Genomic DNA, 24,520 nt, shown 5'->3' with positions numbered 1-24,520 from the left:
GCGGGTCCGTCGTGGTTGCTCACGCAGTTCCCCGCGCCCCTGAAAAGCAGGGGCTGCGCCCCGTGCTTTCGGCCCGAAGGGCCGTAGGCCCTTAGGGGCGCGGGGAACTGCGCGAGAGGCCCCACCGGACCCGTACCCGCCGACGTCCCCTCAGCCCTCCACCCCGAAATGCCTCTCCACCAGACAGCACGCCGCTTCCAGGTCCTGTGCCACCAACGCGTCCAGCAACGCGATGTGCTCCGCCGCGTCCGCCATCAGCTCCACCCGGCCACCGCCCCCGGCGACCCCACGTGACCGCCGCCCAACGGCAGCTGCGTACGCCGGTGGAGGTCGTCCGTGATCTGCAGCAGCTGCTCGTTGCCGGACAGCCCCAGGACCCCCCGGTGGAAGGCCCGGTCCGCCTCGCCGTACGTCGCGCGGCACCCGGAGGACGCCGCCCGGGCCGTCTCGTCGGCGAGGGGCCGTAGTTCACCCCAGCGGTCCGCCGGCACGGTACGCGCGAGCCGCATGATCACCGGCACCTGGAGCAGCGCCCGTACCTCCGCCAGTTCGGCCAGCTCCCGGGCGCCCCGCCGTACGACCCGGAAGCCCCGGTTGGGCACGACCTCGACCGCGCCCTCGATGGCCAGTTGCTGCATCGCCTCGCGCACGGGGGTCGCGGAGACCCCGAACCGCTCGCCCAGTGCGGGCGCGGAGTACACCTCACCCGGCCTCAGCTCCCCGCCGGCGAGCGCGGCCCGCAGCGCGTCGAGGATCTGTCCCCGCACGGAGGCCCGCTGGACGACCGGACGCCCCTGTCCGCGCGGCAGCGGGATCGGGACCTCGCTGTGCGTGTGCTCGCCCCGGGCGGCGTCGGCGCCGGGCCCGCTGTCGCCGCGCACCGCGGCCACCGTGCCGTCCGCCGCGATGCCCCGCTCCCGGTCGACGTCCGCGACTCCGGGCTGCGCGGGCACGCGATAGGCCGACGCCGGACGAGCGGCGGGGTCCGGCGCACTCACGGCCGTGGCCTCGCGCGGGCCGGCCTGCTCCACGGGTCCTCCTCCGAGCCGAGTCGAGTGTCGAGTGGGCCGAGCGGTGCGGCCGACGGGGTACATGGGGGCGGTTAGGTCACTACTCGGGTTGTTACCGGTCGTAAAGCACCATAGGCGCACATGCCCTCAGTTCAAACCTCGACCACCTCGGGTAAGGTAAGCCTTACTTGGCAGCGATGGTGAAACGGCGGTCCCCGTATGCCCCAGTCAGCACCGGCACCGGCACCCACTTCACGCAGGTCGCCCGTGGCGGCGGCGTACGCACGCCTCACCGAGGTCCTGCCCATGATCAGCGTGACAGAACTCTCCCTCGCCGATCCATTGCCCGAGGGCGGGGGGTGGGTCTCCGCCGCCGGACTCGCGGCGGCGGGAGCCGAGCTGGACGCGTTCCTGGCGTGGGACGAGGCCCAGATACTCCGGGACCACGGCCGAAAGGGCCGCCCGGACGTGGTGGCGACCTTCGGACTGCACCGCTATTCCTGGTACGCCTGCCTGCTCTTCACGGTCCCCTGGTTCCTCCAGCGCCGGGTGCCGCGCTTCCCTGCCGAGCACGTGGCGTTCCAGCGCGAGCAGAGCCGGCTGGTGGTGCGCGGTGAAACGTTCAGCTGCCTGCCGGACGATCCGGCGGCCGGTGACCCCCGCGCCCGGGTGGTCGCGGACGAGGAGGCACTGCGGGCCGAGGTGCGCGCCGCGTTCGCCGCGCACATAGAGCCGGTCCTCGGCGGCTTCGGCCCACGGATGCGGCGGCGCGGGCGCGCGCTGTGGGGCATGGCGACCGACGAGGTCGTCGAGGGCATCTGGTACGTCGCCGAACTCCTCGGCCCCGACGAGCAGGAGCGCTGCCGCCGCGAGCTGGAACTGTTGCTCCCCGGCGCGACCCGGCCGTACGTGGGCGCCGCGGGCTTCCGTGAACTGACCGGTCCGGGCGGCGAGTCGCTGCCCACCCGGGACCGGGCGAGCTGCTGCATGTTCTACACGCTGGCCCCGGAGGACACCTGCGTCACCTGCCCGCGCACCTGCGAGTCGGAGCGGATCTCCAAACTGACGGCCGCCGCCACCGGTTGACGGCCCCTCACCGCCGCCGGGCGGCGCCCCGAGGGGCGCCCCCCCGGCGATCGCCCGTGGCATGTGTCGTAAGATCCACTGCGGGTGGGAGCCTCGTTGGGTTACAGGTAGTTCACAAATTCCTCACTTGTCGCAGGAACTTTCCGTGGAACCACTCGAACGGGTAATCTCACTCGCACTCAACTCCCGTCCCTCGCGCGGTAGTTCGAGCAGAATGCCGCCTTGCGTCACTCATTGCACTTCTTTGGCGGTCTCTTGCCCCGAAACCCCCTGAGGGCCGCGAGGATTGGGCCACTATGGCGGGCGTTACGCCCTATCCCAATGCAAGGGACCCCTGATGAGATTGACCGACATATCGCTGAACTGGCTGCTTCCGGGCGCCGTACTGCTCCTGGGCATGCTGGCGGCGGTTGCGGTGCTCGCGCGCGGCAAGCGCTCCGGGGAGCACGCCAAGACAGAGGATTCGTGGGAACGCAGCGAGGAGCGCCGCCGGCGCAAGGAGGCCCTCTACGGCACCGCCTCCTACATCCTCCTCTTCTGCTGTGCCGCGGTCGCCGCCGCGCTCTCCTTCCGCGGCCTGGTCGGCTTCGGTGAGCAGAACCTGGGCCTGACCGACGGGTGGCAGTACCTGGTTCCGTTCGGCCTGGACGGTGCCGCCATGTTCTGCTCGGTCCTCGCGGTGCGCGAGGCCAGCCACGGTGACGCCGCCCTCGGTTCCCGCATACTCGTGTGGACGTTCGCCGGTGCGGCCGCCTGGTTCAACTGGGTGCACGCGCCCAGGGGTCTCGGCCACGACGGCGCCCCGCAGTTCTTCGCCGGCATGTCCCTGTCTGCCGCGGTGCTCTTCGACCGCGCGCTGAAGCAGACCCGCCGTGCCGCGCTGCGCGAGCAGGGCCTCGTACCGCGTCCGCTGCCCCAGATCCGTGTCGTCCGCTGGCTGCGGGCCCCGCGTGAGACGTACAGGGCGTGGTCGCTGATGCTCCTGGAGGGCGTGCGCAGCCTCGACGAGGCCGTGGACGAGGTGCGCGAGGACAAGCGGATCAAGGAAGAGACCAGGACGCGCAAGCGCGAGCAGGAGCGTCTGGAGCGCGCCCACCTCAAGGCGATCAGCCGGGGCCACCGGGGTCTGCCCGGTCGTGGCGGCGGCGGTGGCGGCGGTGGCGGACGCCAGGTCGACACCACGGTGGAGCGTGTCCCGGCGGCCCAGGTGGCCTCGGACTCCGCCATATCCACGCCCGAGCAACTGCCCGTGCGTACGCGTCCCTCCCTCCAGCCGGTCCGCAACGGCGCTGACAAGTCGATCACGGTCGACCTCACCGCGGAGGACGACACCATGGCCCTGCCGCGGCTCGACTCCCTGGAGCGCAAGCTCAAGGACCTGGAGCAGCAGTTCGGCTGAGCCGGCCGAGCGGTACGAGCGACACATCGGACAGGGGCGCGGCATCGAGCCGCGCCCCTGTCCGTTGTCGAGGTCCGGTCAGGTCAGCCCGCCGTCGAGGTCGAACCACACCGCCTTGCCCACCCCGTGCGCCCGTACGCCCCAGGCGTCGGCGAGGGACTGGACGAGAAGGAGGCCGCGGCCGTTCGTGCTGTCGTCGGCGGGCGGCACCCTCGGCCTGGGCCTGCGTCCCACGAAGTCCCGTACCTCCACGTGCAGTCCGTCGGACGAGACGGTCGCGGTCAGCACCGCGTCATGGTCGGTGTGGATGATCGCGTTGGTGACCAGCTCGCTCGCCAGCAGCTCCGCTATCTCCGATTTTCCCGGCCGCCCCCATTGCCGCAGCAGTTCCCGCAGTGCCCTGCGGGCCTCGGGCACCGCCCTCAGGTCGGCCCGCCCGAGTCTGTGCCTGAGCTGTTCGGCGCCGGCCTTGTCCGCCTCGTCGCCGACCGTCTCCTCCGCCTCTGCCGAGAAGGCCCCTGTCGCCGTGGGACCGCCCCCTCGTGCCTGCCTCTTCATGACCCCGCCCACGCCCCGATGACTGGTCCCCTCCTGCTCGAACACGTACACGGGGATCCATGCCCGGTCCGGATCGCGGCACTCATGTCGAATCGTCAACGACCGTCCGTACGCTTTCAAACGCACAGAGTCAAGCCAGCCGCCGGTACCGTGTGACAGCGCTTCCCGTCTCGTGAAACCACCGCACAGCCCTACGAACCCGGCGCCCGCCCTTCTGCGGGCAACCCGGCGCGACCCCGCCCATGGACCCCAACTGCCCATGCGGGACTGCCGATCCAGTCGGATGCCAGCGGGACACGACTGGCGTGGGAGCGCCGTATACCCCGGCCGGGCCGGACCACTCCCTTCAATGATGTCGATTGGCCGGAATCGAGCGCTGGTACAGGCCAACTCGCGGCCCGGCACGGCTGATTGACGCCTCTCCCGGCCCGCCGGTGGACACCGTCAGGTCTCCCACACGGCGGCGGCCGTACGGTCGTCCGTGTACCCCTTGACCCTGACCTGGGCGTCGGCGAGGAAGGCGGCGAGTCCGGGCGGCTCGGCGGCTGTCCAGCGGGCCGCCAGATGCTCGGCGAGCGGCGGCTCCCCGCGCAACGGTTCGGCCAGACCGCCGGTGCACAGCAGCAGGACGTCGTCCTCGCGGGCCACGGAGGCGCGGAAGCGGAAGGGTTCGCGGGGCGCGGCGGGAGCGGGTTCGTACGGGCTCGGGGGTGTCGTGATGCCGAGGTCCATGGTGAGGCGGTCGCCGTCGGGGGTCTCGTGCGGCAGCGAGCCGAAGCCGACCACCGGGGCCCCGGGCGTGTCGGCGACCCGGGGCTCTATGTCCTGCCACTCGCCGCCCCGCAGCCGGAACAGGCCACCCGCGCCCACCCCGAAGAACACGCGTGTACGGCACCCCGGGTCGGCCGGAAGCAGCAGACAGCGCAGGCTCGCCGTGTACTCGTCCGGGTCGAGCCCCTGTTCCACGGCGCTGGCGCGGAGCTTGCCGAGGCTGCGGTCGGTGAGGCGGTGCAGCCCCGACTTCAGATCGCCTCGCCGGGCGGCCCGGATGTCCTCCACCAGCCGCACATGGCTCAGTCCGACGGCCCGGCCGATCCAACGGCACGCCTCGGCCGCCGCGCGGTGGGCTCCCGGGGTGGCCCGGGCACCGGTGGCCATGGCCACCAGGACGAGCGCCTGTTCGCCGAGGCCGAAGCGGGCGGTGAGGAGCGCGTCGCGGCGCGGCTCGCCCCGGTAGCGCGCGGAGTCCCCGCGCAGCGACGCGGCGCGCAGCGTGCACGCCCCGTAGCGCGCGCCGTCCAGCACCGTGTCCGCCACCAGGTCCCCCAGGTCCTCCGGGTCCGCGGGTGGCAACGCGGTCGGCTCCGCGTCGTAGGTGGGCGGGCCGGACCCCACGTACTCGACCCGCACCCGCCCGCTCTCCCCGACGAGCGACACCCTCGTCCGCCTGGAGGGTGGGGAGGTCGAGCTGGGTGGAGGGCCGGGCGTCGGCCGGTTCGGGAGCCGGGGAGGGCCTTCACCGGGGCCGGAGGGTGGCTGCGCGGGGATGGGCGGCTGAGGCTGTGGCTGCTGGGGGCTCCGGGCGGGCGGCCGCGCCATGGCAGGGCCGCGCGGAAGCCGGGTGGTGTGGGCACGGACGGGAAGGTCAGGGGACCCGAGGGCTGGACCGACGGCGGCTCCCAGGGCGCGGGCTGCGGAGTGAGCCCACCGTGCCGGGGGTCCCGCACGGGCACGGAGGCCGACGGGTCGAGGGGCTGACGCGGGACGGAGGGGAAGGACGCCCGCGGAAGGGGCTCGGCGGACGAAGCGGAGCGGGGTCCCACGGAGGAAGCGGAGCCGGTGCCGGACGGCGGGCGAGGCCGGGCATCAGCAGCACCGTCGGGACCGGAAACCGCCGCAGGTCGCGGCGGAACATCGGACGGCCCGGCGCCGGGATCGGCCGGCCCACGTGAGCCGCCGTCGTCCACAGACGACGCGCCCCCAGAACCGGACGGCGGACGCGGAGGGTCTGCGGGCGGCACGGCACCGGCCCCGGACGAGCCGCGGGAGCCGGCATCCACCGGCGATGCGGCAGCCGGGCTCGACGAGGGGCGCGGAGAGACTGCGGGCGGTGCGGGTACGGGGTCGGGAGGGGTGCCCGGCCCGAAGGCCGGGGCGTCCCGACCGCTCAGGTCACGCCCGCCTTGGCCGTCACGCCCAGCCGGGGCTTCCCGTCCGCCTTGATCGGCACGCCCACTCAGGCCACCGCGCCCGCTCAGGCCGTCCCGGCCGCCTACACCGTCACGCCCGCGGGGCATCGCGTCGGCCTTGGCCTTCGCGCCCGTCGAGGCCGCCCGGCGACTCCTGGGCGGCACCCGGTGCGACGGCGCGCCCGGTGAGCCTTGAGGCGGCACCCGGTCCGAGAGGGCGCCCGGCACCGGGTTCGAGCCGTATGTACCGGTGCGAGACGCCCGGCGGGGCCGTCCCGGTGTCCGAGGCGCCCTCCCCTGGCCTCTTCCGGAACCATCCGCCCTGCTCGGCGAGCCTTCCGGGCCACCCGCCCCGCTCGGCCCACTCCCCGGCCGTCCGGCTCGGCCTCCTCCTGGCTCCCCTCTGGCAGCCGCCGTGCCCGGCACAGCCGCCCAGGCTCCCGACGTCCCCGGGACCGCTCCCCAGGCTCCCCGCGCATTCGGCGGCGCACCCGAGGCGCTCGACGGGTCCGGCGGACCCGTCGGCGTCGACGCACCCGGTTCACCCGGGGAACCCGGCATCCCGTCCCCGACCGTGTTCGCCGCGGAGGCGAAGCGGTCGTCGAGGGAATCGGCCGCCACCGAGGGGCCCGTGTCCCCGCTCGCGTCGTCGTACAACTGCCGCCACCAGTCGTCCTCGTGACCGGTCGGCCTCTCCCCCTGCTGGCTCATGCCCCTGATTGTCCACCTCGGGAGCCGTATGAAAACGGGGCATCCGGAAAATCGGGCCGCGCAGCCGACGGCCCGTCGGCGTGTCGGACTACATGCCGAACTCCGGTGCGAGACAAGGGAGTCGGGAGGAGTGCGGGAGATAGGGGACATTAGGGGGATAGAGGAAAAGGAAATGCGGGAGATGCGGGAACCGAAGGGGAGTGCGGCGTCCAGGAGCGCGCCGCGGACCACTTCACGCGCGCTTCGGAGCACTTCGCGTTCGGGACCGCCGGGCGGTGCCCCCCAGGAGAAACCGCCCGGCGGCGCCGGGTCGACCGGAGCGCGGTGCGGGCGCGTCGGCCGATCGGCCCGGGTGTGCGGCACGTTGCTGGGATTCCGCTGTGGGACCCCGCCTGCCGGCGGGACGCGTGGTGCGGTGATGATGGGCCGACGCGGAAGTGTGCCCAAGGGGCGCGGCGAGTGAGGGGCGGGGTCGCCGGATGCTGGGAGCGATCGGTCTCGACGAGACCCACGAGTCGGCGTACCGGGCCCTGGTGTCCGTGGGCGCCGCCGACGTACCGGACCTGGCGCGCCGGCTCACGCTCGGGGAGCACGACACCGAGCGCGCGCTGCGCCGACTGGAGCGGCACGGTCTCGCCGCCCAGTCCTCCGCGCGCGCCGGCCGCTGGGTCGCCGCGCCCCCTGGTGTGGCCCTGGGCGCCCTGCTCACCCAGCGGCGGCACGAGCTGGAGAAGGCCGAACTGACGGCGGCGCTGCTCGCCGAGGAGTACCGGGCGAGCGCGGCGGAGCCCGCGGCGCACGACCTGGTCGAGGTGGTGATCGGCTCGGCGGCCATAGCGCAGCGCTTCCTGCAACTCCAGCTCGGGGCCACGGAGGAGGTCTGCGCGATGGTCACCGGCGCTCCCATCGCGGTCTCGGGGCCGGAGAACAACCCCGCCGAGGAGCAGACGACCGGTCGCGGCGTCGGTTACCGCGTGGTGGTGGAGCGGGCCGTCCTGGACGAGGACGCCGGCCTCACCGAGCTGTCGGCCGCGCTGGGGCGGGAGGAGCAGGTGCGGGTCATGGACGAGGTGCCCACGAAGCTCGTCATCGCCGACCGGACGCTCGCCATGGTCCCGCTCACCACGCACACCGCCGAGCCCGCCGCGCTCGTCGTCCACGCGAGCGGTCTGCTGGAGCTGCTGTCGGGCCTGTTCGAGTCGGTCTGGCGGCAGGCACTCCCCCTGCGCCTGGGCTCCGGCCGGGTCACCGAGGATGTCCCGGACGCCCCCGACGACACCGATCTGGAGATCCTCTCCCTGCTGCTGGCCGGCATGACCGACGCGAGCGTGGCCAAACAGCTGGAGCTGGGCCTGCGGACGGTACAGCGCCGAGTGAAGCGCCTGATGGAGCTCGCCGGGGTGACGACCCGGCTGCAGCTGGGCTGGCACGCGTACGAGCGGGCCTGGGTGACCCGGGACTGACAGCACTGACCTGCGCCTTCTCCCACGGTCCGGCACCCTGGGCAGATGGGAGCGTGGGAACTCCTGCTGGTCGGGGTCGTACTGCTGCTCGGCCTGTGCGGAGTGCTGGTGCCCGGGATTCCGGGGTCCTGGCTCGTCTGGGCCGGGGTCATGTGGTGGGCGCTGGAGGACCCGCGGCCCATCGCGTGGTGGGTGCTGGTGGGCGCGACCACCGTGCTGCTCCTGTCCCGGGCGGTCCGCTGGGGCCTGCCGCCCCGGCGCCTGGCGGAGAGCGGCGCGACCCCCCGGATGGGCGTGTACGCGGGGGCCGGGGCCTTCCTCGGTTTCGTCCTGGTCCCCGTGCTCGGCGCGATCCCCGGTTTCGTCGGCGGCATCTACCTCTCCGAGCGGCTCCGCCTGGGTCACCCCGGCGCGGCGCGGGCCGCGACCCGTACGGCCATGCGCTCGGGCGGTTCGAGCGTCCTGGTGGAGCTCCTCGCCTGCCTGCTGGTGACGGGGGCGTGGGTGGGCACGGTGTTCGGCGGCTGAACCGGCTGATCCTGGCAGCGACGGGTCGGGCCGCCGCGGCCGGGGCCTGCCGTCACATTCCCGTCCGCCCCGCGACGCCCGGCACGCCCTCCAGACCGAGGAGGAGACGCTTGCGGTCGAGGCCGCCGGCGTAGCCGGTGAGGGTGCCGTCCGCGCCGATCACCCGGTGGCAGGGGCGGACGATGAGGAGGGGGTTCGCGCCGATCGCGCCGCCCACGGCCCGCACGGCCGCGCGGGGTGCGCCGATCCGGGCGGCGACGGCCCCGTACGTGATGGTCGCGCCGTAGGGGACGTCGTCGAGCGCGGCCCAGACCCGGCGCCGGAACTCGGTGCCTTCCCCGCGCAACTCCAGCTGGAATTCCTTCCGCTCACCGGCGAAGTAGGCGGCGAGCTGTTCCTCGGCCGCCCGGAAGGGGGCCGGGTCGCGCAGCCAGCCCGGCAGCGGGACCCTGCCCCCCTTCTGCTCCGGTACGGAGAGGGAGGTGAGGGCGCCGGACTCGTCGGCGGTGAGGAGCAGTCGCCCGACGGGACTGTCGACGACGGTGTAGTAGGTCCGCTGCTCGGTGCTCACGACTGAACTCCCTGTTCCTGGGTCCGAAGATGTCTGAGGGCGTACGACCGCCAGGGCCGCCAGGTGTCCGGCACGGTCTCGCCCGGGGGTGCCACGTCGGGGTCGCCGAGTGCGCGGGTGCGGATCGCGGCGACGGTACGGGCGTCCAGGCCCGGCAGCGCGAGCAGGGCCGTCGCGGTGGCGTCCCGGTCGGCGCCGACGTCGAGGCGGCAGGTGCCGTCGGTGAGGGCGGTGGCGAGGGCGCCGAGCGGACCGCCCGCGTCGGCCAGTGCCGCGGGTTCGGGGAACAGGTGCGTCAGCGTCCCCTGCGGGGCGTCCAGCCGCTTGCCGTACGCCTGTACGAGCGGTGCCGCCTCGGTGTGACCCACGAGCGCGCGTACGGCGTACTCCTCCGGGTCGGCCGTGCCCGGCGAGCGCAGCCCTGGTCCGGCGGCGACGAGCGGGGCGAGCCGGGGGTCCTCGCCGAGGCGCTCGTCCACGGCGTACGGGTCGGCGTCCAGGTCGAACAGCCGCCGCAGCCGCTGCACGGCGGTGGTGAGGTCGCGGGGGTCGGTGAGATGGAGCCGGGCGTCGAGCCAGCCGCCGGAACGGCCGGTGGGACGGCCTCCCGGCCGCTCGTCGACCTCGGCGATCCCGGTGCCGTACGGGAGACGGAGGGTGCGCCGGTACGTGCGGTGGCCTGGTTCGCCGGTCGTCTCCTCGACGCCGGTGACGGCTTCGGCGGCCAGGACGTCGAAGAGGGCGGTGGACTGGTACGGGCCCCGGTACGCGAGCCGGAGCGGTATTCCGGCCGTCCGCGGGCCGGCGGGCCGCCGGGGTGCGCCGGCGCGCAGGGCGCTGGGTGTCATGGCGTAGACCGCCCTGATCGTGTCGTTGAACTGGCGCACGCTGGCGAAGCCGGACGCGAAGGCGATCTCGGTGACCGGGAGGGTGGTGGTCCGCAGCAGGACGCGGGCGGTGTGCGCCCGCTGGGCGCGGGCCAGGGCGACGGGCCCGGCGCCGACCTCGGCGGTGAGCTGCCGCTGGACCTGCCGTGCGCTGTAGCCCAGCCGCACGGCCAGCCCGGCGACGCCCTCCCGGTCCACGACGCCGTCCCCGATGAGCCGCATGGCCCGGCCCACCGAGTCCGCGCGCACGTTCCACTCGGCCGAACCGGGCACGGCGTCCGGCCGGCAGCGTCGGCAGGCACGGAATCCGGCGCCCTGGGCGGCGGCCGCGGTCGCGTAGAAGCGGACGTTCTCCCGTTTCGGCGTCACCGCCGGGCAGCTCGGCCGGCAGTAGATCCCGGTCGTCCCGACGGCGAAGAAGAACTCCCCGTCGAACCGGCCGTCCCTGCTCCGCACGGCCTCGTACCTGGTGTCCTCGTCCTTCATGCCCTCAAGTGTCGACGACGCGCAGGCGCCGGGCTGGCGGATTTCGGACACGGCGCTGAACCCCGCGCCCAAAGGGGCGCGGGGAACTGCGCGATCAGCCCCCACTCACCCGCGGCCGAAGATCACCGGTGCCCACCCCTCTTCGCCTCCATCGCCGCGCGCCCCTGCGCACCCCGCCGCTTCCACTCCTTGCGGATCTCCGCCCGCAGCCGCGCGTCGCTCTTGGCGACGATGCGCTGGTTCTCACGGAGCAGCTTGCGGTAGCTGTCGAGCCGCCGCTCGGGCAGTTCACCGGACTCGACGGCGCCGAGGACCGCGCAGCCGGGCTCGGCGAGGTGCGCGCAGTCGTGGAAGCGGCAGTCCGCGGCCAGTTCCTCGATCTCGGCGAAGACCTGCCCGACCCCGGTCTCGGCGTCCCAGAGGCCGACCCCGCGCAGCCCGGGGGTGTCGATGAGGACTCCGCCGCCGGGCAGGGCGAGCAGGTTGCGGGTGGTCGTGGTGTGCCGTCCCTTGCCGTCCACGTCGCGGATGGCCTGGACGTCCATGACGTCGTCGCCGAGCAGCGCGTTGGCGAGGGTCGACTTGCCGGCGCCGGACTGTCCGAGGAGCACGGAGGTGCCGCCGGAGATCACCGCCGCGAGGACGTCGAGACCCTCGCCGTGGGTGGAGCTGACCGTCAGCACGGGGACGCCGGGCGCGGTGGTCTCCACGTCCTGCACGAGGTGCCCCAGCGTGACGGCGTCCGGCACGAGGTCGGCCTTGGTGAGCACGACCACGGGCTGGGCCCCGGACTCCCAGGCCAGCGCGAGGAATCGTTCGACACGGCCGAGGTCGAGTTCCACGGCGAGCGACACCGCGACGATCGCGTGGTCGACGTTGGCGGCGAGGATCTGTCCCTCGGCGCGCTTGGAGGAGGTGGAGCGGACGAAGGCGCTGCGGCGCGGCAGGTAGGTGCGGACGTACCGGGGGTCGCCCGCGGGTTCCACGGCGACCCAGTCGCCCGTGCAGACGACCCGCATGGGGTCGTGGGGGGTGACGAACGCCGTGTCGGCCCGCAGCGGACCGTCCGCGGTGACGACGTCGCACTGCCCGCGGTCGACACGCACGACCCGCCCGGCGATCAGGCCCTCGGCGTCGTACGGGGCGAAGGCGTCCGCCCAGGAGGTGTCCCAGCCGTACGGGACGAGCGGGTGGGAGGAGGACGACAGGGACGAGCCCGGGAAAGAGGAGAGAGACAAGGGTGACCCTTCACAGGGGTGGCCCGGCGGCGTCAGCGGACGCGAGAGAAGAGAGAAGTCAGCCGGTGGCCACGGAGGTGGACTGGATGGATTCCTGGATGCGGGCAGCGCCCATCGCAATGACAGCCATCGGTCGACACCTCCTGTCTCACTCGTCGTAGCGACGGCGGCCGGAACCGCCGCCGTGCTCGGTGATCTCACCCTAGCGGGGGCCCGTGGGCCCCCGTCAATCGAATTTCCGCGCCGCGTTCCGTGCCTCGTGCTCCGTGCCTCGTGCTCCGTGCGTCGCGTTCCGCGCTCAGTCCGCCCGGTCGCACTTCTTCCCGTTGAGCGTGAAGTCCACGGGAGCGGGGTTGTCGTAGCCCTCCCAGATGCCGAGGAAGCCGACGCCGAAGGTGCCGCCGGCGGCGACCGTCTTGTTGTAGTCGGCGGAGGTGGCGGTGACCTTGGTGCCCTCCTGGTCGAAGGTGCCGTCCCACATCTGGGTGACGCGCTGGTCGGCCGCGTAGGTCCAGGCGACGTGCCAGCCGTCGAGGGCCTTGGTGGAGGTGACGGTGACGGTGCCCTGGAAGCCGCCGGGCCATTCGTTGACGACCTGGTAGCGGACGTGGCAGGTGGTGTCGGAGGACTTGCCGGGGTCCACGGGCTGGTGGGTGACCCGGGCGGGCGTCGAGGCGTCGCCCTGGGGTTCCTCGTTGCTGTTGCCGCCGCCCTTGCCCTCGCCCTGCTCGTCGTCCGTGTCGCCGGAACCGGTCTCGCCTGGCCGCGACGTGCTCTGCAGCTCCGACGACCCGCCGTCGGACGGGTCGCCGGTCACCGGGAACCTCGGGTCCTGCTGCACCACCGACGAGTCCCGGGCGGACGAGCCCTCCGCGACGGTCTCGTCGTCGCCGAACGGCATGAGGGAGACCGCGAGCGCCAGCACGGAGACGAGGCCGGCTCCGACGAGCACTCCGTTGCGGCTGAACCGGGGCTTCGCCTCCCTGCCCGGTGAGAGTCCCCGGTCGGTGCCGCTGGCGTCCGCGCGCCCGGGGAGCAGTCCGGCATCGGCAGCGCGGCGGCGGCGCTCCAGGTAGGCGAGTCCGCTCCAGCCGATCACACCGTTGGCGAGGGCGGCGGGCAGTCCGCCGCCGTGCAGGCCGAGGCAGGCCGCGGCCTCGGCGCACTGCACGCAGGTGGCGAGGTGGCGGGAGAGGTCCTCGGGGGTGTCGGTGCCGGGCGAGCGGGTGACCGCGTCGAGCAGCCGGGCGTAGGTGCGGCAGTCGGCGTGCAGGGGCGCGTCGAGCTGACCGCGGTGGCAGCGGTCCCGGAACAGCGCCCGCACCTGGCCGAGTTCGGTGCTCGCGACCGCCGGGTCGAGGCCGAGCCGGCGAGCCACCGAGCCCAGCGGCAGCGACTCGACCTCGGCGAGCCACAGCAGGGCCGCGTCGGGTTCCTGCATGTCCCGCAGGGCACGCAGGGCGAGGGGCCGGTACAGCGGCGGGCCGGTGTACCGGGCGGCCTTGTCCGAGTGGAGCCAGAGGCGCAGCTCGGGGTCGAGCCGGTGGCCCTGGCCGCCCGCCTCCCAGGCCGCGGCGCTGGTCCTGACCCAGGTCAGGAGGAACGGTATTCGAGGCAGGCGCAGGGCACGCCGTCCGGCACCGCGGTCGGCCCCCGCCTCGTGCTCCAGGGCGTGTGCCTCGCGCATGCCGTTCGTGAAGGCCTCGGTGGCCAGTTGGGTCGCCGCGGCCGACCCGGACGTGCACAGGTCGGCGTACGACAGGACCGCGTCCCAGCACTCCGAGAACAGCGCGGCCTCGGCGGCGTCCTGGGGCTTCGGCAGGTCGGGCATGGGTCTCCTGCATCCAACAGAGCGAGGGGGGAAGTGGGCAAAAGTAGTCAACTGCCCTTTAAATCCAAGGCAATTGGGGATACCACCTTGCGATGCCCCAGAGCTTTTCACGCTTCCCACACAACTGACAAGCTACGTCTTCAAACGCGGTTACCAGCGGTCACACTGTTGAGTTGTACGTACGCCGACCCCGATCGACTCAACCGTCGCAGGAATGAACAGTAGTTACTCGGCGGGAACCTCCTCGACGGCCGGGAGACTGTCCATGAAAGAGCTGACGGAGAAGACGGCACGGCCGGGTCCGGGCGGGCCGTATCCGGGCGGCGACGACAGCCCGAACTCGTCCATCGTGGCGCGGTAGGCCTGCAGCAGCCGGATGTGGTACTCCAGCGGCGCGCCCTGCGGGTTGGCCTTGCCGAGCGGGGTGGTGGGCTCCGGGCACCAGGTGGTGAAGCGGGGCGTGATGCCGTGCGACATGAAGAAACGCAGACCCTCGGTGGTCGAGGCGATCGCCTCGTCGACCGTCTTGAACCCGAAGGGCTCGGCCATCTCCACGCCCGCCACGAAGTTGGGGATCACATTGCGCGCGCCGAAGACACCGGCCGAGTCCAGGATCCGCTTGTGCCACTCGTCGCGGCCGACGTACCGCTCCTTGCCGGGGCAGTACATCTTGAACAGGTACTCGTCCCACACCTCGTAGTTGGGGTGGTAGATCTTCACGCCGTAGTCGTGGAAACGCTTGACGTCGTCCAGCGGCAGCGCCTGCGCGACGACCTTGCCGATCCAGCGGTCCGGGAAGCGCTCCTCGATGGCCTTGGCGTAGTGGCCGTAGAAGTCTGCCTCGTCGCGGCCCGCGACCGTCTTGGTGATGGCGCCGCCGGTGAGCGTGTACGCGGTGGACGTCTTCGCCGTGTCGTACCGGTCGATGATCTCCAGGGCTTCGAGGACCTCGTCGACGTCCTTCACACCCGTGTACGGCCTGCCCGCCGCCTTGTGCTGGCGCCAGTTGTGGTTGATGTCGCAGTACTGGCACTCCTCCTTGGCGCCGAAGTACTGGCAGACGCGGAAGACGGTGAGATAGATGAGGTAGCCCCACTGGATGGTCGGGGCCACCTCCATCACGGACTTCCCGTTGGAGAGGGTGTGCTTGTAGTACTCCGGCATGGGCGGGACGCCGACGTCCGCGATGCGCTTGCCGTCGAGGTACAGGCCGAGGAGGCCGTCCTCGTCGGACGCCACGCGGTAGGGCGAGGACGGGTTGACCCGTACGGAGACGACCGTGCGCCGCAGGTCGTACGGGCCGCCGGTGAGGATGATCTCCTCCGGCGGGCGGCGCAGGGCGGCCTCGCCGAGCTCGGGGAGGGTGCCGTGGTCGAAGGAGAAGATGAAGTACGACTTCGGCTTGACCTCGCCCTTCTCGTTGTCGCTCAGCGCGGAGGCATCGAAGGCCACGCCGCCCCTGAGCAGGTCCTCCTTGAAGACGGCTTCCCGTGGCACGTGCGGGAACCTCTCCATCAGGTCCTCCACCAGTGCGGTGCGGCTGCCATCCATCCCGTTGTCTCCTCGCTCCCGACGACGCGCGGGGGTCGCCCGCGCGCATTCCCCACGGCCTCCGGCGGTCGGACGGAGGGGTGGGGGTGGTTCGGGGCGTGGCGCCTTCCAGCTCGGGGGTAGGGGTGCGTCGGCGGGTGCGGGTGGGGTGGGGTGCGAGTAGTTGAGGTACAGGAATCCCGGCAAGGGCGTCCCCGGCCCCGAGATCGCGGGGAAGCTCACGATCAAGACCGGGAAGAACGCCGGACAGCATCCCTCCGTCGCCTCGGTCCACCGCGCGCTCGCCGACGCCGAGGAGACCGGCGGGCAACGCTGATGTCCCGGACGCGGCGAGCGCCGCGAACCAGTTCCTCGGCATGTTCGCCACCTGCGTCCTGTGGCCCCGCATGCTGCTGACCGACTGCAACCCCGCAGCCTCCGACATCCACGACGCCGTCGAACAGGCCGTCCAGACCATGCTCGCCAGGTACACCCCGACCTACCGGCCCGACCCGAAGTCGGAACGTTGACATCGTGGCCGTACCCGCCCACCTCCTCAGGCCAACCGCCGCAGATCCTCCAGATACCGCAGGACGGCCGCGACACGGCGGTCCACCTGGTCCGTCGGGGACAGGTCGAGTTTCGCGAAAATGCTGCGGATGTGCTTGTGGACGGCGCCGTCGGTGACGACGAGCCTCTCGGCGATGGCAGAGTTGCCCAGCCCTTCGGCCATCAGGGCGAGTACGTCCCGTTCGCGAGGGCTGAGCCGTTCCAAGCGGGTGTCCTGGCGGGAGCGGGTGAAGAGCTGGGAGACGACCTCCGGGTCGATGGCGGTGCCGCCACCGGCGACGCGGCGGAGCGCGTCCATGAACTCCTCGACGCGGCCGACACGTTCCTTGAGCAGGTAGCCGAGGCCGTTCACCCCGTTGCCGAGCAGTTCGGTGGCGAAGCTCTGCTCGACGTACGCGGACAGCACGAGCACGGCGAGGTCGGGCCGTCGGCGCCGGGCCTCGACCGCGGCGACGATCCCCTCGTCGGTATGGGTCGGCGGCATCCGTACGTCCAGGATGGCGACGTCCGGCTTGTGTACGTCGATGGCATCCAGCGCCTCGTCGGGGTTCCCCGCAGTGGCCACCACGTCGAGCCCCTCGGCACGCAGCAGCAGGCCGAGCCCCTCGCGGAGCAGGGCGTCGTCCTCAGCTATCACAATCCGCACGTCAGGCTCCACAGCTCAGATTCCGCAGGTCGGGCTTCGGCCGTCACATTCCACAGGGAAGATCCACAGTCAGGACGGTCGGGCCACCGGGCGGGCTGGTCACGGTGAGGCCGCCGTCGTGAGCGGCAACCCGGCGACGGATGCCGGCGAGCCCGGAGCCGCCGATCTCTTCACCGGGGCCGACGGCCCGGGGGGTGACCCCGGCGCCGCCCTTTCCGTCGTCCTCGACCGAAAGCCGGAGCCGGCCCCGGCCGCCGCGTGCCGTGACGACGGCGTGCCGGGCGCCGCTGTGCTTGGCGATGTTGGTGAGGGCCTCGGCGACGACGAAGTAGGCGGTCGCCTCGACGGAGGCGGCGCAGCGCTCGGGCACGTCCACGTCGATCCGGCAGGGCACAGCGCAGTCCGCGGCGAGCCCGGAGAGCGCGCCCGCGAGGCCCCGGTCGGCCAGCACCGGCGGCAGGATGCCGCGGGCGACGGTACGCAGTTCGGCCAGCGCCTGTTCGGCTGCGGACTGGGCACGTTCGAGGAGTTCGTCGGCGCCCGCCGGGTCGCGGGCCACCATGCGACGGGACGCCCCGATCAGTACGGCGACGGAGACGAGCCGGTTCTGCGCGCCGTCGTGCAACGTGCGTTCGATGCGGCGCAGTTCGGTGGCGTGGGCGTCCAGGGCGGCGGCACGGGTGGCGGTCAGTTCCGCGACACGCAGGGAGAGGTCCGCGTCGGGGCCGGCTGACAGGAGCCGCCGCCCGGAACCCGACTGGAGCCGTGCCATACCGGGTGCCAGGCCCAGAATGATGGCGACCCAGCCCACGCCCAGGAGCATCACGGCGAAGGCATCCAGCCAGGTGCGCGCGTTCCCGATGCCCACGGAGGTGGCGGTCGCGCCGTCGGGCATGAGCGTCCAGTACAGCGGGAACGCGGTGTCCCGCACGGCGAGGACCGGCAGCACGACGCCAAGCAGTCCGAGCAGCGTCCCTACGGTCGAGTGCCGTACCAGCCAACCCAGTTCGCGGCGGGTGGTGGGGTCGACGAGCGCGGCCCGCAGCCGCTCGGGCGGGGCTCGGGGCGGCGACCTCGGGGCCCCAGCGGTCGAGTCGAGCCCGTTCCCGGCCCGCCAGGGCATGCAGGGTGCGCAGGAGCGCGGGCGCCGTCACCAGACCGACACCCACGACGCCGGTCGCGGCGGCGAGCGTCAGGCACAGCAGCAACAGCAGGGCGAGCAGAGCCGTGTTGAGCCCGGACGCGAGCTGGGCGATCGCCTGGCCGGCGGCGCTCAGGGTCCGTAGCGCGATGCCCTTGAGGCTCTCGCGGCTGTCGAGTCGCTCCACCGCTCCACCGCCTGCCCCGCTCGTGCCCGTCATCATACGAACGACCCTATGCCGTCGCCGAGTTCGACGTCATCCGGGCGGCGAGCAAGTACAGCCTGCTGTACCCCGAACCGGGCGGGCTGCGGGATCGGCCACCGGGGGTGCTGATCCATAGCGTCGGTGACAACGACGGAACCACCCCACGAGACACCGGGAGCAGCCCATGCAGCACACGACAACCCCCGATCCCGCCGACCGGCTCGGCTCCGGGGACATCGCCCGCGCTCTGCTGTGGACGGTGGTGGTGGCCAGTGGGCTTGCCAACATGGCGGCCTCCTTCGGTGACGCCGACACCTGGGTGCACCTGGTGTGCGGCGCGGTCACCGTCCTGTGCGTGGGCACGCTCGTCGTACGGAACCTGCGGGGCCGACGATGACACCGCCACCGCCGCTCCTGGGCGGCAGACTGCTGCGGCCCGCGCAACTGGCGGCGATGAGGACGACGGTACGGGCCCCGGAGCTGGACCCGGGGTGGGCCGGCGCGCGCTACGGCCTCGTCCTGATGGAGGTCCCGCTGTCCTGCGGCGGTGTCTACTACGGTCACGGCGGCGACATCCCCGGCTACACGACACGCAACGGATTCAGCGCCGACGGCCGCCGTGGTGTGGTCCTGAACGCGTCCGGCGACGGTTCTTCGGACTCCTCCAGCCAGCAGACCCAGAACGACCTGATCGACGACGAACTGTGCAAGTGAGCATCGGCTGACGCGCGAGAACCAACCATGTGAGAACAGCTGATCAGGCTGTGACGGCAGCCGCTTCGGAGCCGTCACAGCCGTTCCGAGCCGTAGCGGGTGCGGCGCGCCGTCGGCGCCGTGATCCCAGGCCGGGCCCGGTAGTATCGCGGGCCCGGCCCTTTGCCGTGCGCGGCATCTCTTCCTCGTCCGGGAGCCGCTTCGCCGGGCGGCAGGGCCACGGCGTACGGGCGGTGGCCCCAGTCCCCAGGTAGTGCCTGCGATACCTGGGGATGGGCAGCACATGGGTTGGTGACGGACCCTGTGCGCACAGAAATCTATGGGCATGACGCAACGCAAGGCAGTGATCATTCCCTCGGTCCTCCTCTCCCTCTGTGCGCTGGCGGCCACCACGCCTGCCATGGGCGCCACGGCGCACGGTTCGCCGGCCCCGGCCTCGAAGGCATTCGCTGCCTGGCGGCATGGCGAGAGTGTCGTGGCCGGCATCGACCGCAGCTCCCACACTCTGCGGACCACGAACCCCGCAGGCAGTCTGCGGGACCTCGACGCACTGGGCCGTATGCTCAAGAGCGCCGAGGTGGTGGGACTGGGCGAAGCCACCCATGGTTCGCGGGACTTCTTCCGCATGAAGCACCGGGTGTTCCGCTACCTGGTCGAGAAGAAGGGCTTCCGGACCTTCAGCCTGGAACTCCCCTGGAGCAGCGGCGTACGGATAGACGAGTACGTGGTACAGGGCAGGGGCAACCTCAAGGACATCGCCCGTGAGGAGTTCCAGGGTTCCTACCGGATCTGGAACAACCAGGACTACATCGATCTCATCACGTGGATGCGGGACTACAACCTCCAGCACCCCGGCGACCCGGTCCGCTTCATGGGAGACGACATGGGCTACGCCGGCCCGGAACTGTACGCACGGGTCATCGACCACGTGTCCCAGAAGTACCCGCGACTGCTGAAGCAGGTAACCGAGTTGTACCGCGGTCTGGCCCCGACCACCGACGCCGGCACCTTCGCCGAGGAGTACGCCAAGCTGCCACTCTCCGAGCGCAAGGAGCGGGCGCGGCGGACCGGGAAGGTGTACGACCTCCTGCGCGCACAGCGCCCAGGTCGCGGTGACACGCGGAACCACCTGTGGATGACACGGCACGCCCTGGCCATCCACCAGATGGCCAGGGGCTTCGCCTTCGACTTCGGCGACGAGGCCCAGATCGCCCAGATGATGAGGCTCCGCGACCAGGTGATGGCTGAGAACGTCGAGTGGTGGCACCGACACACCCGGAACAAGATCCTGCTGTCGGCCCACAACACCCACGTGTCCTACGACTCGTTCGACGCCCGGTACCCCAAGACGCAGGGCGCCTTTCTCCGCGACGCACTGGGCAGCCGCTACGCCGGCATCGGCTTCTCGTTCTACAAGGGCTCCTTCAAAGCGTTCGGCACCGACGACAACGTGATCCGCACCTACCACGTCGACGGCGCGAAGCCGGACTCCAACGAACAGACCCTGGACAAGGCCCGCCAGGACGACTACATCCTCGACATGCGCACGGCTCCCGGGCCGGTGCGCGAGTGGCTGGACAAGGAGCGTGTCACCTGGAACATCGGCGCCGGATGGCCGGACCCCGTGGAATACACGGCCGCACTCGGCAAGGCCTACGACATCCTCATACACCTGCACGACATCCAGGCCACCACCTACCTCGGTACTCCCTGACACCTCCGTCCCCGGCACATCCGTCGGCGGGCCGTAACGGTCCTGTTCGCCACGACACATGACGAACGGGACCGTTACGGCAGCAAGGCGCGTCTTCGAGTGGCGTTCGCACGGCACGCCGGTACGTCGCTGCTCCGGGGCACCGCAGATCAGCAGCGCAGCGCGCCTTCGGTGCGCGCCGGGGGCGTGGTAAATGCCGTGGCGCGCGCCGAGGTGCTCCTTGTGTGCCCTGACGTGGGCTGATGCCGGTCCGGGAGGCTGGTGGGGTTCGTTCCGGCCGAAACCGAGGTCTCTGTGATGCCGGTGAGCTCGCAGGTCAGCATGGTGCCGAGGGCCGTCCGCGGGAACCGTGGAGTGTTGCTGTGAGCACGTGCGTCAGAATTCCTGATTCACCCTGGCCCTCCCGGAACGGCGTACCGCTCGGCCGTTGAGGGAGGGGCTCTGGACATGGACGTACTGCACGAACGCTGCGCCGGTGTGGACGTCAGCAAGAAGGACGCCAAGGCGTGCATCCGCACCCCGAGTACGAAACGGCGTGGGTCGTTCACGAACCAGACCACGACCTGGGGCGCGACGACGAACGCCGTGCTCGCCCTGCGCGATCACCTGCTCGCCGCCCAGGTCACCCTGGTGGTGATCGAGGCGACCTCGGACTACTGGAAGCCCTTCTACTACCTGCTGGCCGACGAGTTGAACGTGATCCTGGTCAACGCGCGGCAGGTCAAGAACCTGCCCGGCCGCAAGACCGACGTCTCGGACGCGGCCTGGCTGGCCCAGCTCGGCGCCCACGGCCTGGTCCGTGCCTCGTTCGTCCCGCCGCAGCCGGTGCGCGAGTTGCGGGACCTGACCCGGGCCCGGACCCAGATGACCCGCGAGCGCGGCCAGATCGTGCAGCGGCTGGAAAAGCTGCTGGAGGACACCGGGATCAAGCTTGCCGCGGTCGCCGCCGACATCATGGGCGTCTCCGGCCGGGCCATGCTCGAAGCCCTCATCGCCGGGGAACGCGACCCGCAGGCCCTCGCTGAGCTGGCCAAACGCAAGCTCCGCAACAAGATCCCCGAACTCACCGAAGCCCTGACCGGACGCTTCCGCGCCCACCACGCGTTCCTGACCCGGCTGCACCTTGACCACTACGACCAGCTCACCGACGCGATCGGGCAGCTGGACGCACGGATCGAGGAGGCGATGGCCCCCTTTCGTCCTGCGCTCGACCTCCTGGACACCATCCCCGGGATCAACCGGGCCGTCGCCGAAGTGATCATCGCGGAGACCGGCGGCGACATGACCCGGTTCGCCACCGCCAAACACCTCGCCTCCTGGGTGGCGTCTGCCCCGGCCACCACGAGTCCGCCGGCCGCACCAAGAACACCAAGGTCCGGCCCGGCAACCCCTACCTCAAGGGCGCCCTCGGCCTGGCCGCCTTCGGCGCGGTCAGAACCAAGGACACCTATCTCCAGGCCCGCTACAAGCGGCTGACCGCCCGCCGCGGCCCCCTGAGGGCCCTGGTCGCCGTCGAACACTCGATCATCACCGCGATCTGGCACATGCTCACCAACCACCTCCCCTACCACGAACTCGGCGGCACCTACTTCACCCAGCGCGACCCCGAACGCGCCACCCGCCGCGCGATCAACCAGCTCAATCAACTCGGCTACACCGTCACCCTCAACCCGAGGGAGCACGCAGCCTGACACAAGAAACCCGGACACCCGGTGGCCAGCACGGCCACCGGGCACCCAGACCTGCCCACCACCGCCCTGACCTGCACCTATTTACGCGTCAGAGTCTTGGCGGTTCGTGAAGCGCACGGGGCAGTTACGGATCACCGATGCCGACGGACTGCGGCTGACTCTCGGGCTCACCTTGACTGGACCCCAAGAACGCGGGCAAGCACCCCTCGGTCGCCTCGCTGTACCGGGCGCTCGCCGAGGACGAAGACACCGCCAGGTCCGACGATGCACAGGTCATCGGCCCGCGCCGTCCGGTCCGCGCCCGCATCACCGGGCCCGGCAGCGACACCGACCCGGCGCTGATGGAACGGCTCACCGCGCAGGTCCTCGACGGCGACACCGTGCTGGACGACCTGGCCCGCCAGGCCGAAGACGGGTCCGACGACATGGTGGCCCAGCTGCTCGCACAGGCCCGGAACGACAACCGGTAGGAGAAGCCCAGCAAGATCAATCTCACCGGGATTTCCTGTACCTCAACTACTCACCCCCGGGGTGGTTCGTGGTTGCTCGCGTAGTTCCCCGCGCCCCTGGAAACTCCGGGCGCGGGGAACTACGCGACAGGCCCCCACCGGAGCGGAGGCTCGAAGGCTCGGTGCGCCTCGTGTGGGTCAGCAGTCGCGCAGCGGGTTCGTCTCGCTGTAGATGGCGGTGTCCTTCATCCAGCCGGACTGGCCGTTGTCGGCGACGGTCCTGAGCCAGCGGGTCGGGTGCGGTCCGCCCACCCATGCCTGGTTGTCCAGCTTGCAGTAGAACCAGCTCGGGTTGGTGTTCATGGTCCCGACGACCTGGTTCGGGTTGGGGTAGAGGGGGTTGTTGCCCACCGATCCGTACACCGAGGCACCGGAGACGTTGTTGCACCACCACCTGATGCCGTCCTCGTGCCGCCAGCAGTTGGTCGCGGCGGACGCGGACGGCGCCGCGAGGGTGGTGCCGAGCGCGGCGGCCAGGCCGGCGGTGGCGACCAGCCATCGAAACCTCATGGACGTGTTCCTTTCCTCAGCACGTGCGTGTCCCGCACCGAAGCCTGCCGACTCACGAGGCATGGTCGCGCCCCCTTTCGAGCAGGGTCGAAAGCCGCTGGTGAGAGCTTTGTGGCCGACGGCCGACGGCCGACGGCCGCGGCGCCGCCTCCGTGGCCGGCGCTCAGGCCGTCCGCTCCAGCGCCGCCCGGTCGAGCGCGTGCGCCAACTCCTCCCCGGCGGCCAGTCGTTCCGCCTCCCGCGTGACCGCGAGGCCGAGGCGGGCGACCTCGTTGCCCTGGGAGCCCGCCAGGTGCGGGGTGACGAAGGCGTTCGGGAGGTCGAGCAGGGGCGAGTCGGCGGGCAGCGGCTCGGGGTCGGTGACGTCGAGGATCGCGGAGAGGCGGCCGGCGCGCAGCTCGTCGACGAGGGCGTCGTGGTCGACGAGGGCGCCGCGCGCGGTGTTGATCAGGGCGGCCCCGTCGGGCATCAGGGACAGGGCGCGGCGGTCGATCAGGCGGTGGGTCTCCGGGGTGTCGGGGGCGTGCACGGTGACGATGTCCGAGGTGCGCAGCAGGTCGTCGAGCGGGAGCAGGGGGACGCCGAGGGCGGTGGCCCCGGCCTCGTCGACGTAGGGGTCGGTGAGGCTCACCCGCAGGTCGAAGGGGCGCAGCAGTTCGATGACGCGGCGGCCGATGCGGGAGGCGCCGATGACGCCGACGCGGCGGCCGTGGTTGCCGATGCCGGGGACGAACCCCCAGCCCGGCGAGACGCGCTCGGCGCGCAGGCGTTCGCGGCTGCCGAGGATGTCCTTGCCCGCGAGCAGGATCATGGCCAGCGTGTATTCGGCGACGGGCAGGGCGTTGGCGGTGGCGGCCGTGGAGACGGTGATGCCGCGTTCCCAGACGGCCGGGGTGACGAATCCCTTCACCGAGCCCGCCGAGTGCAGCACCGCGCGGAGCTTCGGCGCCGCGTCGAGGACCGTCGCGTCGATGCGGGGGCAGCCCCAGCCGGTGACCAGCACCTCGGCCTCCGCCAGCGCCGCCCGGACCTGGGGATCGGCGAAGTCCTCGGCGATCAGGGCCGGGTCGATGTCCACGGTCGCCCTCAGCCGGGCCAGCACGTCCGGCGGGAAGACCTGCGGAACGTTCTCGGCCGTCATGGCGAACAGTGCGCGGGGACGCTCGGGCAAGGAAGGACCTTCCGGCTGGGCGGACTGGGAGGGCTGGGCGGACTGGGAGGGCCGGGAGGGCCGGGAGAGGGCGAGGTCAGGGGACAGTAAGCGGTCTCTACGGTAGGCAGGGGGTCGTGGGGAGGTCAATGAACCGGCAGCGGCGCGGGGCGGAGAGGATGG

The 24,520-nt window shown here is 72.0% G+C and carries 22 protein-coding genes and 3 pseudogenes; 13 read left to right on the top strand and 12 right to left on the bottom strand.

All coding sequences use genetic code 11. The features are described 5' to 3' along the window. Positions 1-150 precede the first annotated feature (150 nt). A pseudogene (locus E4N62_RS08565) lies at positions 151-1,031 on the bottom strand (GntR family transcriptional regulator). A 198-nt stretch (positions 1,032-1,229) separates the two neighbouring features. On the opposite strand from E4N62_RS08565, the gene E4N62_RS08560 reads away from it, so the two are divergent. After that, positions 1,230-2,096 carry a (2Fe-2S)-binding protein gene (locus E4N62_RS08560; protein WP_230213339.1) on the top strand — a complete coding sequence of 289 codons (867 nt, stop codon included), beginning with the start codon at positions 1,230-1,232 and terminating at the stop codon, positions 2,094-2,096. A gap of 337 nt (positions 2,097-2,433) precedes the next feature. Next, positions 2,434-3,495, top strand: a complete 1,062-nt coding sequence (locus E4N62_RS08555) for a DUF2637 domain-containing protein (RefSeq protein ID WP_230213338.1) — start codon at positions 2,434-2,436, stop codon at positions 3,493-3,495. 78 nt (positions 3,496-3,573) lie between these two features. Here the strand turns inward: E4N62_RS08555 and E4N62_RS08550 are convergent, their stop codons facing one another. Both E4N62_RS08550 and E4N62_RS08545 read right to left on the bottom strand, forming a co-directional pair. Further along, positions 3,574-4,053 (bottom strand): ATP-binding protein, encoded by a 480-nt coding sequence (locus E4N62_RS08550; protein ID WP_230213337.1) that lies wholly within the window; start codon positions 4,051-4,053, stop codon positions 3,574-3,576. 444 nt (positions 4,054-4,497) lie between these two features. After that, positions 4,498-5,490, bottom strand: a complete 993-nt coding sequence (locus E4N62_RS08545) for a protein phosphatase 2C domain-containing protein (RefSeq protein ID WP_230213336.1) — start codon at positions 5,488-5,490, stop codon at positions 4,498-4,500. 1,167 nt (positions 5,491-6,657) lie between these two features. On the opposite strand from E4N62_RS08545, the gene E4N62_RS08540 reads away from it, so the two are divergent. The 3 genes from E4N62_RS08540 (at position 6,658) to E4N62_RS08530 (ending at position 8,944) form a co-directional block, all read left to right on the top strand. Then, positions 6,658-6,924: a hypothetical protein gene (locus tag E4N62_RS08540; RefSeq protein WP_230213335.1), complete on the top strand. Its 267-nt coding sequence runs from the start codon at positions 6,658-6,660 to the stop codon at positions 6,922-6,924. A 508-nt stretch (positions 6,925-7,432) separates the two neighbouring features. Then, positions 7,433-8,416, top strand: coding sequence for a LuxR family transcriptional regulator (locus E4N62_RS08535; RefSeq protein ID WP_230213334.1), 984 nt, complete (start codon positions 7,433-7,435; stop codon positions 8,414-8,416). Between the two features lie 45 nt (positions 8,417-8,461). Continuing rightward, complete coding sequence (locus tag E4N62_RS08530; protein WP_230213333.1) at positions 8,462-8,944, top strand: DUF456 domain-containing protein; 483 nt, start codon at positions 8,462-8,464, stop codon at positions 8,942-8,944. 52 nt (positions 8,945-8,996) lie between these two features. Here E4N62_RS08530 and E4N62_RS08525 read toward each other — a convergent pair whose 3' ends face one another. From E4N62_RS08525 to E4N62_RS08505, 5 genes are all read right to left on the bottom strand, one after another. After that, positions 8,997-9,515 (bottom strand): methylated-DNA--[protein]-cysteine S-methyltransferase, encoded by a 519-nt coding sequence (locus tag E4N62_RS08525; protein ID WP_230213332.1) that lies wholly within the window; start codon positions 9,513-9,515, stop codon positions 8,997-8,999. Beyond that, a complete protein-coding gene (locus E4N62_RS08520; RefSeq protein WP_230213331.1) occupies positions 9,512-10,888 on the bottom strand; it encodes a bifunctional transcriptional activator/DNA repair enzyme AdaA in 1,377 nt (458 codons plus the stop codon). The genes E4N62_RS08525 and E4N62_RS08520 overlap by 4 nt, the downstream gene beginning before the upstream one ends. A gap of 122 nt (positions 10,889-11,010) precedes the next feature. Next, positions 11,011-12,126, bottom strand: a complete 1,116-nt coding sequence (gene rsgA / locus E4N62_RS08515; RefSeq protein WP_230213330.1) for a ribosome small subunit-dependent GTPase A — start codon at positions 12,124-12,126, stop codon at positions 11,011-11,013. A gap of 298 nt (positions 12,127-12,424) precedes the next feature. Further along, positions 12,425-13,957, bottom strand: coding sequence for a cellulose-binding domain-containing protein (locus E4N62_RS08510; protein ID WP_230213329.1), 1,533 nt, complete (start codon positions 13,955-13,957; stop codon positions 12,425-12,427). Positions 13,958-14,182: 225 nt separating this feature from the next. Further along, on the bottom strand, positions 14,183-15,508 hold the full coding sequence (locus E4N62_RS08505; protein ID WP_230213328.1) for a radical SAM protein: 1,326 nt from the start codon (positions 15,506-15,508) through the stop codon (positions 14,183-14,185). A gap of 163 nt (positions 15,509-15,671) precedes the next feature. Here E4N62_RS08505 and E4N62_RS08500 point away from each other — a divergent pair, with 163 nt between their 5' ends. Both E4N62_RS08500 and E4N62_RS08495 read left to right on the top strand, forming a co-directional pair. Then, positions 15,672-15,824, top strand: a complete 153-nt coding sequence (locus E4N62_RS08500) for a hypothetical protein (RefSeq protein WP_230213327.1) — start codon at positions 15,672-15,674, stop codon at positions 15,822-15,824. Between the two features lie 40 nt (positions 15,825-15,864). Then, positions 15,865-16,017: a TetR/AcrR family transcriptional regulator C-terminal domain-containing protein gene (locus E4N62_RS08495; RefSeq protein ID WP_230213326.1), complete on the top strand. Its 153-nt coding sequence runs from the start codon at positions 15,865-15,867 to the stop codon at positions 16,015-16,017. Positions 16,018-16,043: 26 nt separating this feature from the next. Here the strand turns inward: E4N62_RS08495 and E4N62_RS08490 are convergent, their stop codons facing one another. Both E4N62_RS08490 and E4N62_RS08485 read right to left on the bottom strand, forming a co-directional pair. Then, complete coding sequence (locus E4N62_RS08490) at positions 16,044-16,703, bottom strand: response regulator transcription factor (protein ID WP_230213325.1); 660 nt, start codon at positions 16,701-16,703, stop codon at positions 16,044-16,046. A 43-nt stretch (positions 16,704-16,746) separates the two neighbouring features. Then, a pseudogene (locus E4N62_RS08485) lies at positions 16,747-18,064 on the bottom strand (sensor histidine kinase). 169 nt (positions 18,065-18,233) lie between these two features. Here E4N62_RS08485 and E4N62_RS08480 point away from each other — a divergent pair. The 6 genes and pseudogenes from E4N62_RS08480 to E4N62_RS47865 all read left to right on the top strand — a co-directional run bounded on the left by E4N62_RS08480 (position 18,234) and on the right by E4N62_RS47865 (position 22,638). Further along, complete coding sequence (locus E4N62_RS08480) at positions 18,234-18,446, top strand: hypothetical protein (RefSeq protein WP_184900817.1); 213 nt, start codon at positions 18,234-18,236, stop codon at positions 18,444-18,446. After that, positions 18,443-18,763, top strand: a complete 321-nt coding sequence (locus tag E4N62_RS08475; RefSeq protein WP_230213324.1) for a hypothetical protein — start codon at positions 18,443-18,445, stop codon at positions 18,761-18,763. Before E4N62_RS08480 ends, E4N62_RS08475 begins: the two co-directional genes overlap by 4 nt. 325 nt (positions 18,764-19,088) lie before the next feature. After that, a complete protein-coding gene (locus E4N62_RS08470; RefSeq protein ID WP_230213323.1) occupies positions 19,089-20,477 on the top strand; it encodes an erythromycin esterase family protein in 1,389 nt (462 codons plus the stop codon). A 447-nt stretch (positions 20,478-20,924) separates the two neighbouring features. Then, positions 20,925-21,883: pseudogene (locus E4N62_RS08465) on the top strand (IS110 family transposase); the annotation flags it as partial. A gap of 138 nt (positions 21,884-22,021) precedes the next feature. Then, complete coding sequence (locus E4N62_RS49320) at positions 22,022-22,168, top strand: hypothetical protein (protein WP_374116983.1); 147 nt, start codon at positions 22,022-22,024, stop codon at positions 22,166-22,168. Between the two features lie 341 nt (positions 22,169-22,509). Next, the gene (locus E4N62_RS47865) at positions 22,510-22,638 is read left to right on the top strand and encodes a hypothetical protein (RefSeq protein ID WP_268269143.1); all 129 of its coding nucleotides are present in this window, start codon (positions 22,510-22,512) and stop codon (positions 22,636-22,638) included. A 177-nt stretch (positions 22,639-22,815) separates the two neighbouring features. On the opposite strand, the gene E4N62_RS08460 is transcribed toward E4N62_RS47865, so the two are convergent. Both E4N62_RS08460 and E4N62_RS08455 read right to left on the bottom strand, forming a co-directional pair. Beyond that, positions 22,816-23,187: a hypothetical protein gene (locus tag E4N62_RS08460; RefSeq protein WP_230213322.1), complete on the bottom strand. Its 372-nt coding sequence runs from the start codon at positions 23,185-23,187 to the stop codon at positions 22,816-22,818. 163 nt (positions 23,188-23,350) lie between these two features. Then, positions 23,351-24,358, bottom strand: a complete 1,008-nt coding sequence (locus E4N62_RS08455; RefSeq protein WP_230213321.1) for a hydroxyacid dehydrogenase — start codon at positions 24,356-24,358, stop codon at positions 23,351-23,353. Between the last annotated feature and the right edge of the window lie 162 nt (positions 24,359-24,520).

The sequence above is a fragment of the Streptomyces sp. MNU76 genome (genome assembly GCF_020982545.1).
Lineage (GTDB): Bacteria > Actinomycetota > Actinomycetes > Streptomycetales > Streptomycetaceae > Streptomyces.
This window is presented reverse-complemented; position numbering and strand designations above follow the sequence as displayed.